14 protein-coding genes are annotated in these 18,697 nt (G+C 48.0%); 13 read left to right on the plus strand and 1 reads right to left on the minus strand.

Annotated features, from left to right (window positions below; all coding sequences use genetic code 11):
* The first annotated feature begins 4 nt into the window (after positions 1 to 4).
* From yqeK to DXD92_RS12390, 13 genes are all read left to right on the plus strand, one after another.
* Entirely contained in the window at positions 5 to 607 is a 603-nt protein-coding gene (gene yqeK / locus DXD92_RS12325; protein WP_117801121.1) for a bis(5'-nucleosyl)-tetraphosphatase (symmetrical) YqeK, read from the plus strand.
* Positions 608 to 961: a ribosome silencing factor gene (rsfS, locus tag DXD92_RS12330; protein WP_022462899.1), complete on the plus strand. Its 354-nt coding sequence runs from the start codon at positions 608 to 610 to the stop codon at positions 959 to 961.
* Between the two features lie 116 nt (positions 962 to 1,077).
* Positions 1,078 to 2,958: a DUF5696 domain-containing protein gene (locus DXD92_RS12335; protein ID WP_055267920.1), complete on the plus strand. Its 1,881-nt coding sequence runs from the start codon at positions 1,078 to 1,080 to the stop codon at positions 2,956 to 2,958.
* A gap of 195 nt (positions 2,959 to 3,153) precedes the next feature.
* Positions 3,154 to 5,406 carry a formate C-acetyltransferase gene (gene pflB, locus DXD92_RS12340; protein WP_117508947.1) on the plus strand — a complete coding sequence of 751 codons (2,253 nt, stop codon included), beginning with the start codon at positions 3,154 to 3,156 and terminating at the stop codon, positions 5,404 to 5,406.
* A 246-nt stretch (positions 5,407 to 5,652) separates the two neighbouring features.
* Complete coding sequence (locus DXD92_RS12345) at positions 5,653 to 6,816, plus strand: FAD:protein FMN transferase (RefSeq protein ID WP_117804979.1); 1,164 nt, start codon at positions 5,653 to 5,655, stop codon at positions 6,814 to 6,816.
* A gap of 2 nt (positions 6,817 to 6,818) precedes the next feature.
* Positions 6,819 to 8,858, plus strand: coding sequence for an FMN-binding protein (locus DXD92_RS12350; RefSeq protein WP_117761495.1), 2,040 nt, complete (start codon positions 6,819 to 6,821; stop codon positions 8,856 to 8,858).
* 12 nt (positions 8,859 to 8,870) lie between these two features.
* Positions 8,871 to 9,359, plus strand: a complete 489-nt coding sequence (locus DXD92_RS12355; RefSeq protein WP_055228158.1) for an FMN-binding protein — start codon at positions 8,871 to 8,873, stop codon at positions 9,357 to 9,359.
* A gap of 1 nt (position 9,360) precedes the next feature.
* The gene (locus DXD92_RS12360) at positions 9,361 to 10,233 is read left to right on the plus strand and encodes a 4Fe-4S binding protein (RefSeq protein WP_117761496.1); all 873 of its coding nucleotides are present in this window, start codon (positions 9,361 to 9,363) and stop codon (positions 10,231 to 10,233) included.
* A gap of 20 nt (positions 10,234 to 10,253) precedes the next feature.
* Positions 10,254 to 10,637, plus strand: a complete 384-nt coding sequence (locus DXD92_RS12365) for a NusG domain II-containing protein (RefSeq protein WP_117804978.1) — start codon at positions 10,254 to 10,256, stop codon at positions 10,635 to 10,637.
* A gap of 30 nt (positions 10,638 to 10,667) precedes the next feature.
* Positions 10,668 to 11,192 carry a Gx transporter family protein gene (locus DXD92_RS12370; protein ID WP_055266099.1) on the plus strand — a complete coding sequence of 175 codons (525 nt, stop codon included), beginning with the start codon at positions 10,668 to 10,670 and terminating at the stop codon, positions 11,190 to 11,192.
* Positions 11,193 to 11,474: 282 nt separating this feature from the next.
* Positions 11,475 to 16,322 carry a penicillin-binding Tp47 domain C-containing protein gene (locus DXD92_RS12375; protein WP_118659662.1) on the plus strand — a complete coding sequence of 1,616 codons (4,848 nt, stop codon included), beginning with the start codon at positions 11,475 to 11,477 and terminating at the stop codon, positions 16,320 to 16,322.
* A 220-nt stretch (positions 16,323 to 16,542) separates the two neighbouring features.
* Positions 16,543 to 17,079 (plus strand): DUF3877 family protein, encoded by a 537-nt coding sequence (locus DXD92_RS12385; protein WP_055266095.1) that lies wholly within the window; start codon positions 16,543 to 16,545, stop codon positions 17,077 to 17,079.
* A gap of 20 nt (positions 17,080 to 17,099) precedes the next feature.
* Positions 17,100 to 17,636 carry a nitroreductase family protein gene (locus DXD92_RS12390; RefSeq protein ID WP_117508939.1) on the plus strand — a complete coding sequence of 179 codons (537 nt, stop codon included), beginning with the start codon at positions 17,100 to 17,102 and terminating at the stop codon, positions 17,634 to 17,636.
* Here DXD92_RS12390 and DXD92_RS12395 read toward each other — a convergent pair.
* Entirely contained in the window at positions 17,622 to 18,491 is an 870-nt protein-coding gene (locus DXD92_RS12395; protein ID WP_158565898.1) for a helix-turn-helix domain-containing protein, read from the minus strand. The two genes, DXD92_RS12390 and DXD92_RS12395, sit on opposite strands and share 15 nt — an antisense overlap.
* Positions 18,492 to 18,697 lie beyond the last annotated feature (206 nt).

Here is an 18,697-nt window from a genome sequence, read left to right on the forward strand (position 1 = left end):
CAGGATGGAACAGTACGATTTATGGAAACTGGACAAAAAACTCCAGAAGGAAGTCGATGAAGACCGCTATCATCACACGCTCGGTGTGATGTTTACCGCATCATCCATGGCGATGGTATGGGGCGAGGATCTCGAAAAAGCCCGTGTCGCGGGACTGCTTCACGACTGTGCAAAATGCATTCCGAATAAGAAAAAAATCACCATGTGTGAGAAAAATAAGATTGAAATCACTGAGTTTGAGCGGAACAATCCGTTTTTGATCCATGCCAAGCTCGGTGCATTTCTGGCGAAGGACAAGTATAAGGTGGAAGATCCGGAGATCTTAAGCGCCATCACCTGGCATACGACAGGAAAAGAAGATATGACATTGCTGGAGAAGATCATCTATATCGCAGATTATATCGAGCCGGCACGAAACAAGGCGCCTCATCTTACCCGCCTTCGGAAGCTGGCATTCACCGATATCGACGAATGCATGTATGAAATTTTAAAAGACAGTATGGCGTATCTGTCGGAAAACCCGAAGACGATGGACCCGATGACGGAGCAGGCATATCAGTTCTATGAGGCACTGCACCGGGAACGGACGGCAAAGGAGGAAGTATAAATGAGCGAAGCAAAACAGACTGCAAAACTTGCACTGGAAGCACTGGAAGATAAAAAAGCAATGGATGTCCGCATTCTGGACATTACCCATGTTTCTACCCTGGCAGATTATTTCATGATCGCCAGCGGAAGCAACCGTAACCAGGTGCAGGCAATGGCAGACAACGTGGAGGAGGTACTCGGAAAGGCCGGCGTACATCCAAAACAGATCGAAGGCTATCAGACCGCAAACTGGATTCTGATGGACTACGGCGATGTTGTCATCCACATCTTTGATGAGGAGAACCGCCTGTTCTACGATCTGGAGAGAATTTGGAGAGACGGTAAAGTCGTAGAAAAAGAAGAGATTATGTAAGTTAGGTGGAAAAAGGCGCAGAAAATCCGGAACCGTGCAGAGAAAGGCGGACGGGTTCTCTGCGCCTTTCTGGTGTTTGGAACGCATATGATAAAGAAAAAGGGGAATATCACACGATGAAAAAAATAGAAAGCGGATCGCTTGCTGTGATGCTCGATGAAGAGACGCTGGGACTTAGGATCGAAAAAGACGGCGTTGTCTGGAATACGGATCCGAAAAAGACACCGGAACTGATTTTTGCAGAGGGAACATACCGTTTCCTGGATGCAGAGGAGATTTCCCATGAGGTCTATTCCTTCGGCGTCGGATGCGGCATCCGGAGCCGTTATGCGGGATTTGCGGGAACACCGTATGCCTTCGAGACGATTATCTGGATCGAAGCTGTGGATGAAACATTTTGGATGGAGTGGATTCCGCTCTGCGAGGAGGGACTGCATCCGGTAAAGGTGCTGTGGCCGACGGCAATGGAGTTTACAAACGGGCGCGATGACTGGTATACACTCCTTACCGAGGGACAGGGACTTCTGATTCCGAATACCTGGAAGACGGAACTTGGAAAGCTTTCGTTTGACGGCAGATTTGAGACCTCCGGCGGCTATATGCCGTGGTTTGGCCAGGTGAAGGAAAGATGCGGCTATACAGCGATCTGTACAACACCGTGGAACGTCGGTTATCAGGCAGAGCACCCGGCAGGCGGCCCGTATACCAGCGTGGGGGCATGGCTGGAGCCAAGCCTTGGAACAATGAATTACCGCCGCGTATTCCGTTATACGTTTTTAAATAACTGCGATTATAACGACCTCTGCAAAACATACCGTCAGTATGTACGGGAACAGGGCCATCTGCGCACTTTGAAAGAAAAGGCAGTACAGAATCCGTCCATTCACGATCTTGTGGGAACGTGTTTTGTTCATACGGGAATCAAGACGGTTGTGCAGCCGGAGTCCGGCTTTTTCGATCCGCAGAATCCGGAGAAAAATAACCGCGTAGTGCCGTTTTCCGTGCGCGAACAGCAGATCCGCGAAATTCATGATCTCGGCGTAGAGAAAGTCTATCTTCATCTGGACGGCTGGGCAGAACCGGGGTATGACAACCAGCATCCGGACTACACACCGGCATGCCAAGCGGCCGGCGGATGGGAAGACATGAAATCGCTTGTCGATACGATGCATGATTTCGGCTACAAATTCGGTATTCACGACCAGTACCGCGATTATTACCATGCAGCGCCGAGCTACGATGAAAATTATGCCTGCCGCCTTCCGGATAGAACGATACCGGGACACAGTTACTGGGCGGGCGGACCGCAGAGCTATCTCTGTGCAACGCAGGCACCGTTCTATGTGAAACGGAATTTTGCCGAGCTGAAGAAAAACGGAATCCGGCTTGACGGTGCATACCTCGATGTGTTTACGTGCAACGAGGGCGACGAGTGCGCAAATCCGGAGCATGTGATGACGAGAAGAGACTGCTATACGTACCGCGGAAACTGCTTCTCCTGGCTGCTATCACAGGGGATTCTCTCAAGCTCCGAGGAGGTCAGCGACTGGGCCGTTCCGTATCTGGTATTCTGCCATTATGCGCCGTACGACTTTATGCTGCGCCCGGCAGAGACACCGAAAAAAGGAATCCCGGTGCCGCTCTTTAATCTTGTGTATCATGACTGTGTGATCGAGCCGTGGATGATGGACCGTGTTTCAAAAGACGAGGACTATATGCTGTATGCGCTTCTTGCAGGCGGTGCACCGTATCTTGTACGGGACGGCGCATATCCGAATACAGATGGTGCATTTGACGGGGAGAAAATCAGTCTGGAAGAGATGACAGAAAGATGCCGCGTTGTAACGGAGCTGCATGAAAAAACGGCACTCCTGGAACTGGTACGCCACGAGTGTATGACGGTGGACGGAAGCGTACAGAAGAGTGAATTTTCCGATGGAACATATGTTATTTGTGACTTTGCAGAGCAGATATATGAAATCGGATACGGGGCATAAAAGAAAAGCGCCACATGTAGATTTTGTTCTTATAAAAATACAAGATTTTGTGGTTTTCCTTGTATTTTTTCAAGTGCATATCTTGCGCGGAAAGCAGAGATTTGTTATATTATGCATGCGGAGGTGTTCATGCCCGGTGCAAAGAAGATGCCGGAGCGTGACGAAACAAAATAACACCAGAAAGGAACAAAGCAAATGAGAGAATTTGAACAGTGGGATGGCTTTACCGGAAGACTCTGGAAAGAAGGCATCGACGTACGTGACTTTATTCAGAACAACTATACTCCATATGACGGAGATGAGAAATTCCTGGAGGGACCAACAGAGGCTACAGACCGTCTGTGGGGCAAATTACAGGAACTCCAGAAAGAAGAGCGTGCAAAAGGCGGCGTTCTGGATATGGAGACAGACGTTGTAAGCGGAATCACAGCTTACGGCGCAGCATATATCGATGACAGCATGAAAGATCTGGAGCAGGTAGTTGGTCTTCAGACAGACAAACCGCTGAAACGTGCATTTATGCCGTATGGTGGAATTAAAATGGCTGAGCAGTCCTGCGAGACTTACGGCTACAAACCAAGTGAGAAGCTTCATGAAATTTTCACTAAATATCACAAAACACATAACCAGGGTGTATTCGACATCTACACACCAGAGATGATGAAAGCCCGTCATAATAAAATCCTGACCGGTCTGCCGGATACCTATGGCCGTGGCCGTATCGTAGGCGACTACCGTCGTGTTGCTCTGTACGGTATTGATTACCTGATCGAGCGCAAAAAAGCAGACTTCGCTGCAACAAATCGTCAGGGAATGCGTCGTGGTGACTTCCAGTTAAGAGAAGAGATCGCTGACCAGGTCAGAGCACTGCAGGATATGAAAGTTATGGCACAGTCCTATGGCTATGACATTTCCGAGCCGGCTAAGAACGCAAGAGAAGCTGTTCAGTGGCTGTACTTCGGATACCTTGCAGCTATCAAAACTCAGAACGGTGCTGCAATGAGCGTTGGCCGTGTATCTACTTTCCTTGACATCTACATCGAAAGAGATATCGAAAAAGGAATCCTGACCGAGAAAGAGGCTCAGGAGCTGATCGACCATCTGGTAATGAAATTCCGTATGGTTAAATTCGCAAGAATTCCGTCTTACAATCAGCTGTTCTCCGGTGACCCGGTATGGGCTACTCTGGAAGTTGCCGGTATGGGAATCGACGGACGTTCTATCGTTACAAAGAACGATTTCCGTTTCCTGCATACACTGGAAAACATGGGACCGTCCCCAGAGCCGAACCTTACTGTTCTGTACTCTGAGAATCTTCCGGAAGCTTTCAAGAAATATGCAGCTCATATTTCTGTACAGACAAGCTCCATCCAGTATGAGAACGATGATGTAATGCGTCCGGTATGGGGCGATGATTACTCCATCTGCTGCTGTGTATCTGCTACCGAGACCGGTAAGGAGATACAGTTCTTCGGCGCTCGTGCAAACCTTGCAAAATGCCTTCTGTACGCGATCAACGGCGGTAAAGACGAGAAGACAAAACAGCAGGTTGCTCCGGAATATCAGCCGATCACTGCTGAGTATCTGGACTATGATGAGGTTATGAAGAAATACGACGTTATGATGGACTGGCTGGCTCATCTGTACGTTGGAACTCTGAACATGATCCACTACATGCATGACAAATACTACTATGAGGCAGCAGAGATGGCTCTGATCGACACCGATGTAAGACGTACCTTTGCAACCGGTATCGCAGGATTCTCTCACGTAGTAGACTCCTTAAGCGCAATCAAATACGCTAAAGTTAAAGTTATCCGTGACGAAGAAGGAATGGCTGTTGACTTCGAGACAACCGGCGACTTCCCAAGATACGGCAACGACGATGACAGAGCAGACGAGATCGCTGTATGGCTGCTTCGTACCTTCATGGACAAACTGAAATACTGCCATACCTATCGTGATTCTGAGCCGACTACCTCTATCCTTACCATTACTTCCAACGTTGTATATGGTAAAGCAACTGGTTCTCTGCCGGACGGAAGAAAAGCCGGTGAGCCTCTGTCTCCGGGAGCTAACCCGTCTTACGGCGCAGAGAAGAGCGGACTTCTTGCTTCCCTGAACTCTGTAGCAAAACTGCCGTATGAGGACGCTCTGGACGGAATCTCCAACACCCAGACCATCAACCCGGGCGCACTTGGCCACAACGACGAAGAGCGTACCGAGAACCTGGTACACGTTCTGGACGGATACTTCGAGCAGGGTGCACATCACCTGAACGTAAACGTATTCGGAACCGAAAAACTGATCGACGCAATGGAGCACCCGGAGAAACCGGAGTATGCAAACTTCACAATCCGTGTATCCGGCTATGCAGTTAAATTCATCGACCTGACAAAAGAGCAGCAGATGGACGTAATTGCACGTACCTGCCACGATCATATGTAATTTCTGAAAATGTTATTTCTAAAGCCCCCGCGGCCGCAGCAATGCGGCTGTGGGGGCTTTTTGTATATCGCTGCTTGAATTCCAGTAAAATCCACTTGATTTAGAGTACATAAAATGAGAAAATTTATCAGATGCAGAACGCTAATTGAAAAACTTTTATCAAGTAATTCATAGCGTAAGTTACGAGTTAATGTTATAATACCAAAGTTAGGATTTCCTAACATAAGAAAAAATGGAGTTTTATTTATGAAAAAGAAAATTGTTGCAGCATTTTGTCTTGCCATGGTGATGACGGTCGGCGGATGTTCCGGTGCGGGGACAGCAGCGCAGCCGGAGAGCAGTGAAAGTCAGACACAGCCGGCGTCTGTTTCGGAGTCTTCGAGCAGTTCTGACGCTTCGGAAGAGAATTCCACGCAGAAATCCGCATCATCCACAGCTTCTTCCGATGCCGCAGATGCATCGAGCAGCCGAGATATTTTTGCGATGGATACGTACATGACGGTCACTGCCTATGGTCCGAATGCAGAAACGGCGGTGGATCAGGCGCAGCAGGAGATTGAGCGGCTGGATGCACTTCTGTCGACCGGAGAGAAGACGAGTGAAGTAGCGCAGATCAATGCAAACGGCGGCGGAACCTTATCGGAGGATACCACCTATCTGCTGGAACGCTCGCTGGATCTGTATGACAGCACAAACGGCGTTTTCGACATCGCAATTTATCCGATCATGGACGCCTGGGGTTTTACAACCGGAAATTATACGATTCCTTCGGATGAGACGATCGAAAGCCTCCTTCCGCTGACCGATGCCAATGATATCCTATACGACAAGGACAGCGCATCCATCAGCTTTGCCAAGGACGGCATGAAAATTGACTTCGGCGGAATCGCAAAGGGCTATACCTCCGGCAGAATCGCCGATATTTACCGGGAATGCGGTGTGACGAGCGGGCTCATCAACCTCGGCGGAAACGTTCAGGTTGTCGGCACGAAAACGGACGGCAGTAAATGGCGCGTTGCCGTGCAGAGTCCGGAGGCAGAGGATGATTATCTCGGCATTCTCTCGACGGCCAACCGGGCGGTTATTACTTCTGGCGGCTATGAGCGGTATTTCGAACAGGACGGCATGAAATATCATCACATCATCGATCCATCGACCGGTCATCCGGCAAATAACGGTCTGGTGTCGGTGACGATCGTAAGTGCTGACGGAACACTGGCGGATGGCCTTTCTACTTCTCTTTTCATCATGGGGAAGGACAAGGCGGCCGAATACTGGCGTGCACACAGCGATGAATTTGACACCATTCTGGAGGATGCGGACGGCGTTCTGTATGTAACCGAAGGAATTGCTGACGATTTCACATCCGATCACGAGACAAACATTATCAGGAAAGACGGTGATACATAACCATGGGAAAATGGAAAAAACTGACAGCATTTGCACCGGCTCTCGCGGCAGTTATCGTAGCAGCCTGTGCCGGTATTTCGCTGAACGGCTACACTGCACCGGTTTACGCCGTAGAGCAGCCGGAGGCACTGGTGACACCGGAGCCGGAACAGGATACCGATGCAGCGGAAAAGAAAGATGATACAAAAAAGAAGGACGATACCAAAAAGACAACCGATACCGAAGCAGAACTTGTCGCAGCCGTCGGTTCCGGCAGCTTTGAGCTGGCGGACGGAACGTACGAAGGAAGCGGAACAGGTTTTGGCGGTACGATTACAGTCTCTGTCGTATTGAAAGACAAAACGATTCAGTCGATCTCGATTGTAAGCGCTCCCGGCGAGGACGCAGCTTTCCTGAACCGTGCGAAGGGAGTTATCGACCGTATCATCGCATCCCAGAGTGTGGATGTGGACACGGTTTCCGGTGCAACTTTCAGTTCAAAAGGTATCCTTGCAGCCGTGAAAAATGCACTGACCGGTCAGGAGGACACTTCAGAACCGGCATCCGCATCAGGAGCGGCAGGCGGCGGAGCCTCTGCCGGCGGAACCGTTACAGTATCTAAAATCGAAGAACCGGCTGCCTACCGGGATGGAACGTATTACGGAACCGGAACAGGATTTGGCGGCACAATGAAAGTCTGCGTTGTTGTCAGCGGCGGAAAAATTGCTTCGATTGATATTGTGGAAAACAGCGATACGCCAAGCTACCTTTCCAGTGCTTCCTCTCTGATTTCGACGATTATCTCAACACAGAGTACGAATGTGGATACGGTCTCCGGCGCGACATACAGCTCCCGCGGTATTATTGAAGCTGTGCGGAGTGCCTTAAGTCAGGCGGCAGTGAACGGGTCTTCCAGTACAAACGGAGGAAGCCAGAGCAATACAAACAACGGAAACAACAGCCAGAATAATAATCAGAACAATAACAATTCGTCTGCATCCAAGGGAAGTTTCCCTTATCAGGACGGAATTTATTACGGCACGGCCGCCGGTTTCCAGGGAGACATCAAAGTGGCGGTAGCCCTGCAGGATCAGACGATCAAAGCGGTACTGATTCTGGAAAACGAAGATGACGAGACATTCTTCAACCGTGCCAAAGTCGTAGCGGACCGCATCGTAGACGGACAGAAAACCGATGTGGATCTCGTATCCGGCGCAACGTACAGCTCCCGCGGCATCCAGAACGCAGTAAAACAGGCGCTGGAAAATGCGAAGAAGGCAACAAACGGCGAGACCGTTCCGGATAACGGAACGAGCAGCGGCGGAACCACAACGATTCCGGAAGGAAAATTCCCATACGAGGAAGGCATTTACTACGGAACCGGCGAGGGCTATCTGGGAGACATTACAACGGCAGTTGTCATTCAGGATGAGACGATCAAGGCAATTCTCGTGACCGAGAGTGAAGATGACGAAGCATTCTTAAAACGCGCAAAACAGACAGCAAAGGACGTTGTGAAAAACCAGACACTGGAAGTTGACACCGTTTCCGGCGCAACCTACAGCTCCAGGGGAATTCTTGCGGCAATCGAGGAAGCTTTAAAAGAGGCAGAACGCGTAACTGAGGAAAAGAAAAATCCAACCCCGACACCGACGGAAACACCAACCCCGACCGAAATCCCGGAGCCAACTGAGACGCCAACACCAACCCCGACGGAAACTCCGGAACAAAAGATCTATCAGGACGGCGAATACACAGCGATTGCCGTCTGCGAGCCGGATGAAGATGAAGATTTTACCGCTTATCAGCTTTCTGTGACGGTAACAATTGAAAACGATAAAATCGTAGCGTTAAGCAACATCACCGGTGACGGAGACAGTCAGAATGCCTCCTACATCCGCCGCGCATCCGAAGGAACCTCCAAAATCAAAGGCGTTTCCGCTCAGATTCTGGAAACCGGAACGCTTGAAAACATCGACACCGTTTCCCGTGCAACCTGCTCCTCAAAAGCCATTCTTGAGGCATGCCGGAATGCGCTGGATGCTGCGAAAGTAACGCAATAAAGGGGAAAACAGATGAGACAATTGATTGTTCGTTTTTTGAATGTCGCTGTCATTGCTGCTGTTCTGATCGGCTACAATACCGTACTCGATAAAAGAGACAAAGAGGATCAGATCGCGCGGCTCTCGGCAGAGCTTGAGACGACCCAGCTTCAGAAGGAAAATCTGCAGGCCGCAGCAGCTGCATCCAACACGGCGGATACGGCCGCAAGTGAAGCAGCAGAAGCAGAAGGGCAGTACGTGGACGGTACGTATGACGGTGAAGCTGACGGCTTCGGCGGCACCATTGCAGTTGAAGTAACCGTAGAGGGCGGCCAGATTACCGATCTTGCCATCACATCCGCCGACGGCGAGGACAGTGCGTATCTGTCAAACGCGGAGGCGATCATTCCAAAGATTATTGAGGCACAGTCCGCCGATGTTGATACGATCAGCGGAGCAACATTCAGCTCCACCGGTATCAGAAATGCGGCGCAGGAAGCAATAGAAAAGGCGGAGAAATAACATGAAAAATTTAGATCTATCCACATTACCGGCAAAGAAGAGAAAACAGATCGTTTCCTGCCTGCGTGCCGGAATCCAGCTTTTATATTTCCTGTTTCTTCCGTCAGTATTTACCGCTGCATTTAACGGAGTGAAATACATTTTTACGCAGCTTGGACAGGGTGAAAAAATTGAGATGACCGCGTTTGTGTCGGCTCTGCTTCTTGTCTGTGCATTTACGATTGTTTTCGGCAGATTTTTCTGCGGTTTTGCATGCGCTTTTGGAAGTCTGGGGGATGCAATGCACGCAATTTATGGTATAATCTGTAAGAAACGTAAAAAGAAGCCCAGATGCATCAAACCGGAGCTGGCAAAAAAACTGGCGCTGGTCAAATACGGCATTCTGCTTCTGATTGCTCTTTGCTGCTTTGCAGGAGTTTATCAGAAAGCAAGAGGAACAAGCCCGTGGGATGTCTTTTCCATGCTGCATGCGGGAAATTTCCGACTTTCCTCTTATATTCCAGGCATTGTTCTTCTGGTGCTGATCCTGGTCGGCATGTTCTTTGAGGAGCGCTTTTTCTGCCGTTTCCTGTGCCCAATGGGAGCTGTCTTTTCTCTGCTTCCGATCCTGCCGTTCTTTACTCTGCACCGGAAACGCGAAAACTGCATCCGCGGCTGCAGCGCCTGCACGAGACAGTGCCCGTCAGCGGTGGAACTGCCATCCGATGGATACGTGGAGATCTCCGGCGACTGTTTCCAGTGCCAGAAATGTATTGATACGTGTCCGAAAGGTAATATCCGCTGCGGGGTAAAGGAATTTCACGGAAATGAAATCCTCTTTACGCTGTTCCGTGCTGTATTCCTGCTGACACTGCTGTTATGGGCTGGCATCTGATTCAGAATAAGGAAAACTATATGAAGAAAAAAGATCTGATTCTGGCAGGCGCCGTTCTGCTCTTGGCTGGAATCCTTGCCCTGGCACTTCGGCTGCCGAAAACGGAAAATGGAAATACCATGAAAGTCACGGTGGACGGCGAGGTCTACGGAACGTATTCACTCGCAGAAAATCAGACCGTGAAAATTCAGACGGGTCACGGAACGAATGTCCTGGTGATCGAAAACGGAAGTGCCCATATGGAAGAAGCTGACTGCCCGGACGGCTACTGCAAAAGACAGGGTACGATTTCCCAGGTAAATGAGACGATCGTGTGCCTGCCGCATAAGCTGGTTGCGGAGGTAGAAAGTGACGGATCCACAACGGACGACGCCGACGATGCGCCGGATGTGATTGTAAAATAATACCAGCTTAGAAGAAAGGAATTGGAATTTATGAGAGACAGCCGCACTGCAAGCAGAAAAATTGCCTTATGCGCCATGCTGATGGCACTTGCCATGATCTTCAGTTATGTGGAGGTACTGATCCCGATCAACCTCGGTGTTCCTGGAATCAAACTCGGCATTGCCAATCTGGTTGTAGTCGTCGGCCTCTTTTTCCTTCCGGCAGGGGAAGTCCTGATGATTTCCGTCGCCCGCATTCTTCTGATGGGGTATCTGTTCGGAAATGGAATGTCCATCCTTTACAGCCTTGCCGGCGGGCTTTTGAGCTTTCTTGTGATGCTTCTGCTGAAACACATCAAGGGCTTTAGTATCACCGGCGTAAGTATTGCAGGAGGCGTGACGCACAATGTCGCGCAGATCTGCGTGGCGGCTCTCGTGGTGCAGAACCGCAAACTGTTCTATTATCTGCCGGCGCTTCTCGTGGCCGGAGTCATCACCGGAATGCTGATCGGAATCCTTTCGGACCGCATTCTTTCTGCGGTAAAACGCGATGGACGAAAGAGTTCTTCGCGGTGAAAACTCCATATCTACGGAATTTTTTCTGTGTGGGAACGAAAATCATCCCACAAACTTCACAGTATCGGATCATTAAATAGTAAAAATACTCAATAAGCAGAATCTGTGCCTCTTTTGAGAAAAAATAATCAGTTAAGAGTTAGACAAAACGATCAAAAATTAGTAGAATAATCTACGGTTAGTTAAAACAATTATTGATTAGTGAAAACTAATATAATAATGAAGGACAGTTTTGCCCCTGTTTTTCCTGCAAAACTGTGGAAAAGGAAAAAGGAGGAAGTTATGATCAAAAGAAAAGAACTTCAGAAAAAATCATTAGCAGCCGTAATGGCAGCTTCCATGACCATGAGCCTGCTCCCGGGAACCGCACTGGCGGATGCTACAAGTGGCGTGCTGGCAGATGGCACTTATGAGTCTACGGCTCATGTTACCAGAACTGCAGAAGACGATGAGGATGAGAATGCATGGGATGAATATGACGTTAATGTCAAAATCACAGTTGCAGACGGTAAGTTTTCTGATATTGCAGTAACACCTGGTTCTGGATACAATACAGAAAATGCTACATATTTTAAAAAAGCAGCTACAAACAGCAAAGGATTCAAAACGAAACTTCTTGGAAAAGATGCAACGATTGAAAACATTGAAGGATGGGATATTGTATCGGGTGCAACCAGAACTTCGAATGCAGTAAAAACCGCGGCTCTTGCAGCAACCCAAAAAGCAACCCCGACTCCAGAAGCAGTAGACACCACAGCACTTGAAAAAGCAATCGCAGATGCCGAAGCATTAAAGGAAGCTGACTACACCGCAGACTCCTGGAAAGCTGTCCAGACTGCTCTTACCGCAGCAAAATCTGCTCTTTCTGCAAAAGAATCCCAGAGCGCTGTTGATACCGCGAAAGATGCGCTGAATACTGCAGTAAAAGGCCTTGTTAAAGCACCGACTCCGACGGCGACCCCGACAGCAACGCCAACCGCAACCCCAACGGCGACCCCGACCGAGACTCCAACTGAGCAGGTGGCTTACGTTCTGATGAACATTCCGTATGATGAATTTTATGCTGCAGATGTAAACAACTCTGTTCCAGTGGATGTATTTTCTTCCGCAACGAAGAGCAAAACAAGAACAGCCACTCTTGCCGGTGGTTCTTATCATACCAATGCAGATGGAAGTGCAATCAATGGAATTACCTTCCCGGTTAAAGTAACAGGAGTGGATCTTTCCAAATTTAAGAAAGTAACAGATTCTGACTCTGTAAGTATTACAGTAACAAACCGTGGTCAGACATCTACACAGACATACACTGGAAAAGACGCCTTATTTGAAAACTCAGACTATGCATATTATGTATTAAGCGAAGCACCTTCTTACTACAAAGAAGCAACGGTAAATGCAGATGGCTCTCTTTCTTTTGGAAAAACAGTTGGAACTGCAATTGAACTGACCAATGTATCTCCGGAATTTATGACTGAATCAAGATATGGAGATTATCAGCTGGATCTCGACGGACTGGAGAACACGATTGATGTTGGAACCGATCAGATCTATGGTGTTATTGTCAGCACAAAAGAAGGCAATGACTATGGTATGCGTCATGTGGAAAATATCTGGCGCGGAACAGAGCTGGCATGGTCAACTGGATTTACAACACAGGTGCATGGATGCCCGACTTCTTCTGCACATTACAAGAGCATGATGGGACAGCATATCAATAAGGTTACTTATTATACCAGCAAAGGAATCTACACGATTCCGGTGAATGATATTTTTGTTCCAACAAAATTTGAGGCAAGTGTATCCGTAGAAGACGCTTCTCTTTCCACTGGAAAGACAACGATGACCGTAACCGGACTTCCGGCTGATTATGATGCAGAATATTCCGTAGATGGTCTGGATGGATTTGCAGTAGACGGAAATACCATTTCTTATTCCGCAAATGCGAAAAAAGGAATGTATACTCTGACGATTCATGATAAAAAAGGTGTTTATGCAGATCTGACACAGAGCTTTACTCTGTATACAGATGCAATGCCGGCTGCTTACAACGAAAAAGGAAGTGCTCCGGCGCTTGTAAAAGCAGAGAATGCATCAGAAGATGACTTTGCTGATTATATCAAGAACATCACTTCGGTAAAAGTAAATGGAAAAGAATATGCAGCAACTGGAAAACGGAAAATAATTCTGATCAAAGAAGACGGTACGCTTGATCTGACAGCTGCCGCTTTTGCAGAAGGAAATAAATTTGAAATCGAAGTAACTGCAACAGGTTACAAGACGCTTTCCTTTACTTATGAGAAGAAAGAAACAACATATAAATATGTATATGCAGGTCTTACCTGGGCTGAGTATTGGGCAGCAGAAGGAGTTCAGGCGGCAGGAAGCGACGCTGGTTCGGATGAAACTGACAGTCGCAAAGAAAGTGATAAAGGCGCTTTTGATGTTGTAACCCGTGCGACCACAAACCATGGACTGCACAGAGGAAGCTTCCAGTGCGCAGCGACTATCTACATGAAAGATGGCACAACCTATGATGTGGCATATTATACCGCAGCAACCACGGCAGTTCTGACCAACGGCGAGACCGTAACTTACGATAAGAGCCAGATTGATCATTATGAAGTAAAAGGTCTGAAATATGTGCCTGTAAAAGTTTCGGAAGATGATTACGAAGATTTCTGCAAAAAGTATGTTGTGGTAGAAAACGGCGGAACACTTTCCGGTGGATTTTCTGAAAATAAACTGCAGAGCTATACAGGCCTGGTTGCAGATGTAACAGAAAACACAAACGGTCTGAAGATAGCAGTGAAAAATGCAGATGGAAGCTTCTCCTTCTCTGCAAGAACAACAGGAAGTGAATCCGGAATCAAAGATCAGGCGCTGAAGACAGCTCCGGATGCTGAGACCGTAGGACTGACCGTGAAAGAAGCCAAAGGTTCTTATGGAGAATTCCTTCGCGTAGATTTAACGGGAAATTACGGCGATCTGGCTGCTAATCTGCAGACCGTAACCTGGACTTATTACGGTGATGATTCCACTTATACGAATGCAAAAGCAACGTATGGAACAAAATTCGCAGCAGATAACTGGATGCATAAAGTAATGGGAATTCAGCTTGGCCTTACCGATTCCCTGCGCTGCACTTTACCGGAGGGAACGGATGGAACCGGTTATTGGAAGATTACGATTCATGCACTTGGCTATGCAGATGCTTCCTACACTTTTGAAGCAACTAAAGCGAATATTGTAGGAGCTGATCCGGTAGAGAGCACAGCAGCACTGGAAGAGGCAATTGCAAAGGCAGATACACTGAATAAAGAGCTTTACACGGAAACTTCCTGGAATAATATGCAGACAGAACTGGCAGAAGCAAAAGAAGCATTGGAGAAAAAACAGAGCCAGGGAACCGTAGACGAAGCAACAGAGCATCTGAATGCAGCAATCGAAGCACTTCAGTCCCAGTATGTATTAATGAACATTCCGTATGCTGAGTTCTATCAGGCAGAGGTTCATAACGATATTCCAGTAGATGCATTTACTTCCGCAACCAAGAACAAAACAAGAACAGCCTCACTTTCCGGCGGATCTTACCATGTGAATGCAGACGGAAGCGATATTACAGGTATCACCTTCCCAGTAAAAGTAACAGAGGATATGGATCTGAGCAAATACACGAAAGTGACAGATGAGGATTCTGTAGAAATCACCGTTACCAACCGTGGACAAACATCCACCACAACGTATACCGGAAAAGATGCACTGTATGAGAATGCAAGCTATGCATATTACACTTTACATGAGGTTCCGTCTTATTACAAAGAAGCATCTGTAGATGCAGACGGCAATGTAACCTTTGGTGCTGTTCAGGGAACCGAGGCAGCAAAGCTGGAAAATGTAACGGCAGAGCTCTCCACTAACAGCAAATACGGTGATTATCAGCTGGATCTGGATGGTCTTACTGATACCATCAAAGCAGGCGAAGATACCGTATATGGTGTTGTTGTCAGCACAAAAGAGGGCAACGATTACGGAATGCGTCATCTGGAGAATATCTGGAGAGTGTCTGAGCTGGCATGGAGCACTGGATTTACGACAAGCGTTCATAACTGCCCGACCTCCTCGGAACATTACAAGAGCATGATGGGACAGACCATCAACAAAATTACCTATTACACCAGCAAGGGAATTTACGAAGTCGACGCAGATGTATATGTACCGGTTAAGTTTGCATATGAATTTTCTGTAGAAAATGCGTCTGTCACATCTGGAAATGCTTCTGTTAAACTGGAAGGCCTGCCGGATGATTACGATGCTGTCTATACAGTAGAAGGTCTGACGGGAACCGTGTCCGGTGATACTCTGTACTTCAAGAATGCAGAGAAAGGTTCTTATACATTGACTGTCAGCGATAAGAATGGTAAATATGCAGATCTTTCCGCAGACTTTATCCTTTACACGGAAGAGATGCCGGCAGCATTTAACGAAGATACGACAACACCGGGTCTGTTTAAGAACGGGGATGCAACAGATGAAGAGTTTGCAGATTATCTGAAGAACATTACCTCTGTTACTGTAAATGGAAAAGCATATGCAGCAAGCGGAAGAGGAGCTGTTGTACTGTTCAATGAGGATGGTTCCTTAAAGACAGATGCAGCACCGTTCGCAGAGGGCGATTCCTTTGAAATTACAGTTTCTTCACTGGGATATCAGGATCTTAGCTTCACCTGGAAGAAATCAGCAGAAGAGCCGACTCCTACTCCTACAGAGACCCCAACCGTAACCCCGACCGAGACTCCGACTGTTACCCCGACGGAAACCCCGACCGTAACCCCAACTGAGACTCCGACGGTTACACCTACAACAGCACCAACCACAACCCCGACGACTGCTCCTACCACAATACCTACGACGCAGCCGACGAAGACCCCGACAAGCACCCCGAAAGCAACATCTACTCCGCTTGCAAGTAATAAAGTATCCAATACTTCTACTTCCAAGAAGAGCGATAATGCAAAGACCGGTGATGCTACCAACATCTGGGGATGGGTAAGCATGGCAGTTGCATCTCTTGGTGCCGGCGGACTTGGATTCAAACTCCGCGGCAGAAAGAAAAACGAAGACGAAGAGTAATTCAGAACGAAATAACTGAGAAATTCTTCTGACATAAGAAATCACAGAAACCTCTGTTCCAGCTTTTCTGGCGGAGGTTTCTGCCGTTTCGAGGAGTAAAAAAGTGATTCTTTTCTTTTTGTAAAAAACAAAAAATTAAGTGTTCACACAATGCCCAATTCGTGCGATAATAATACTGTGTTTTTTGCACATGCAGCACAATGGAGGTGACTTAGAAAACATGACAGCAAAACTGTTGGAAAAACATATTACCGATACGATTCGGGAATGGCAGGTGAAGATCGGCTATGAGGGCGGTACGATGAAGCTCTACTACCCGGCGGAGTCCCTGCGCCGTTCCCTTTCTTTAGACGAAACAGAAGACCTGGATGCGGCACTTGCCGCGTTCTGTAAGGAAGTACAGCCGCGTCTTGGAACACTTGCGATTTCAGCGGTCAAGGACCGCTACTGCATGGAAATCCCGGAGGAGGGATGTTCTTATATCGAGCGGAAAATTCCTGTTCCGGAGCTCCTGCAGAACCTTCTGCAGGTGATCACAACGCCTGGAAACACAATGGAACAGGTTCGAAACTGCTTTTCTTCCTATGCAGAGAAAATGCATACTACCGTGGAAGAAAACGCATCCGAGGAGCATGAGATGGGCCATGTATTTTCTTTTTCAGACCCGTCTGTAGATGAATACTGTTACTGTGTCGAAGAAAATGAATTCGGCCTGACGTATCACCGTTTTTCACGGGAAGATTACGAGGCTTTATAAATAAAAGGAGGATATACACCATGGAATTTACAAAACTGCTGGAAGAAAGAAGAAGCATCCGCGCGTTTGATCCGGAGAAACACGTAACCGCAGAGCAGATCCAGGAGATCGTACAGGCAGCGATTCAGGCACCATCCTGGAAAAACTCACAGACAACACGGTACTATGCCCTTGTAACACCGGAGAAAGTCGAAGAATTTTCCGCAAAATGCCTTCCAGAATTCAATCAGAAGAGTTCAAAGGGAGCCGCACTTGTCGTAACAGCATTCGTAAAAGACCGCTCCGGCTTCACGCAGGACGGAACACCGGACAATGAAGTCGGAAACGGCTGGGGCTATTACGATCTTGGCCTGCATGACGAAAACCTGATCCTGCGCGCAAGAGAACTCGGCCTTGATACTCTGATTATGGGAATCCGTGATGAGAAAGCTATCCGTGAAGCCCTCTCCATTCCGGAGAATGAGCTCCTTGGTGCTGTCATTGCTGTCGGCTACCGTGCCATCAACCCGGACAAGCCGAAACGTAAAACCGTGGACGATATCTTAAAACTGTTCTAAATCCGGCGCATCCGTGTGAAGACGTGCGCGGTACTTTCCAGGCGGGAATCCAAAGAACCGGGAAAACTGCTTGCTGAACGCATAGACATCGCCATATCCGACAAGACCGGCAATTTCCTTCATCGGTACGCCGCCCTCGAGAAGAATACGGGCCTGCTCCATTTTCTTCCTGGTGCGGTACCGTGCAGGAGAGACGCCGGTCTGTTTTTTAAATACTTTTCGAAACGTCTCATAACCGATCTGGAGTGACCGGGCAAGCTCTTCGAGAGAAATTTCTTCATCAAGATTCTGCGAGAGCATATCGCAGGCGGCCTCGATCGGATCCCGCTGCAGATTCACCCGGTGCGCATGGTAGCCGTACATTCGCAGAATCTCTTTTTCCATCTCCGGAATCCGCAAAGGCAGCAGACTGTCCGGTGTGGCCTTTAACGACTGCAGAAGCTTCTGATACCGCTCGAGATCGCCGGGAAGCAGCTCTGCCTTTAACACCGGCTCCCGGTTCAGAACCGAAAGCGAGCAGAAAGAATCAAAAAACGGTTTCCCAATCGAGATAAAAAATTCCAGCCATTTCCCATCGGGGTCTACGCGTGTGGAATGCGGCACACCCGGTAGACGCTGGACCATACTTCCCGCCTGCAGCGGATAGGAGGTGCCGTCCTCGGCAATATATTCCCCGCTCCCGCGCAGCAGCACGAAACAGCTGTAATACTCGTTCGAAAAATGATACTGCGAGCGGTCCGCCGTCTCTTTCCGCATAAAACCGCATGCCAGAATCCCGTTCTTCATTTCATTTCCAATACAGCGATAGATAACATCGCTCTTTTCTATTTTTGCAAGCAGATATTCCGGTATCATACGACTTCTCCTTTGCTTTCCCATTTTGGATAAAAGAAACACCAGATCAACTATTTCTCATCCACGTGCAGTGTTTTATACTGAATCATAAGATAACTGCATGAATCTTCTGAAAATCCACAGATGTATTATATCACAGGAAAGCAAAAAAGGAACACCAATCTGGATAAAAAGAAGAGAGGCAGTCGGAAAATGCGAAAGCAAAG

The sequence above is a fragment of the Blautia sp. TM10-2 genome (assembly GCF_003480845.1).
Classification (GTDB): Bacteria; Bacillota; Clostridia; order Lachnospirales; family Lachnospiraceae; genus Fusicatenibacter; species Fusicatenibacter saccharivorans.

Excerpts from the sequence above, each read along its gene's own strand:
- yqeK (WP_117801121.1), top strand. The coding sequence starts at position 5 with ATGGAACAGTACGATTTATGGAAACTGGACAAAAAACTCCAGAAGGAA.
- rsfS (WP_022462899.1), top strand. The coding sequence starts at position 608 with ATGAGCGAAGCAAAACAGACTGCAAAACTTGCACTGGAAGCACTGGAA.
- DXD92_RS12335 (WP_055267920.1), top strand. The coding sequence starts at position 1,078 with ATGAAAAAAATAGAAAGCGGATCGCTTGCTGTGATGCTCGATGAAGAG.
- pflB (WP_117508947.1), top strand. The coding sequence starts at position 3,154 with ATGAGAGAATTTGAACAGTGGGATGGCTTTACCGGAAGACTCTGGAAA.
- DXD92_RS12345 (WP_117804979.1), top strand. The coding sequence starts at position 5,653 with ATGAAAAAGAAAATTGTTGCAGCATTTTGTCTTGCCATGGTGATGACG.
- DXD92_RS12350 (WP_117761495.1), top strand. The coding sequence starts at position 6,819 with ATGGGAAAATGGAAAAAACTGACAGCATTTGCACCGGCTCTCGCGGCA.
- DXD92_RS12355 (WP_055228158.1), top strand. The coding sequence starts at position 8,871 with ATGAGACAATTGATTGTTCGTTTTTTGAATGTCGCTGTCATTGCTGCT.
- DXD92_RS12360 (WP_117761496.1), top strand. The coding sequence starts at position 9,361 with ATGAAAAATTTAGATCTATCCACATTACCGGCAAAGAAGAGAAAACAG.
- DXD92_RS12365 (WP_117804978.1), top strand. The coding sequence starts at position 10,254 with ATGAAGAAAAAAGATCTGATTCTGGCAGGCGCCGTTCTGCTCTTGGCT.
- DXD92_RS12370 (WP_055266099.1), top strand. The coding sequence starts at position 10,668 with ATGAGAGACAGCCGCACTGCAAGCAGAAAAATTGCCTTATGCGCCATG.
- DXD92_RS12375 (WP_118659662.1), top strand. The coding sequence starts at position 11,475 with ATGATCAAAAGAAAAGAACTTCAGAAAAAATCATTAGCAGCCGTAATG.
- DXD92_RS12385 (WP_055266095.1), top strand. The coding sequence starts at position 16,543 with ATGACAGCAAAACTGTTGGAAAAACATATTACCGATACGATTCGGGAA.
- DXD92_RS12390 (WP_117508939.1), top strand. The coding sequence starts at position 17,100 with ATGGAATTTACAAAACTGCTGGAAGAAAGAAGAAGCATCCGCGCGTTT.
- DXD92_RS12395 (WP_158565898.1), bottom strand. The coding sequence starts at position 18,491 with ATGATACCGGAATATCTGCTTGCAAAAATAGAAAAGAGCGATGTTATC.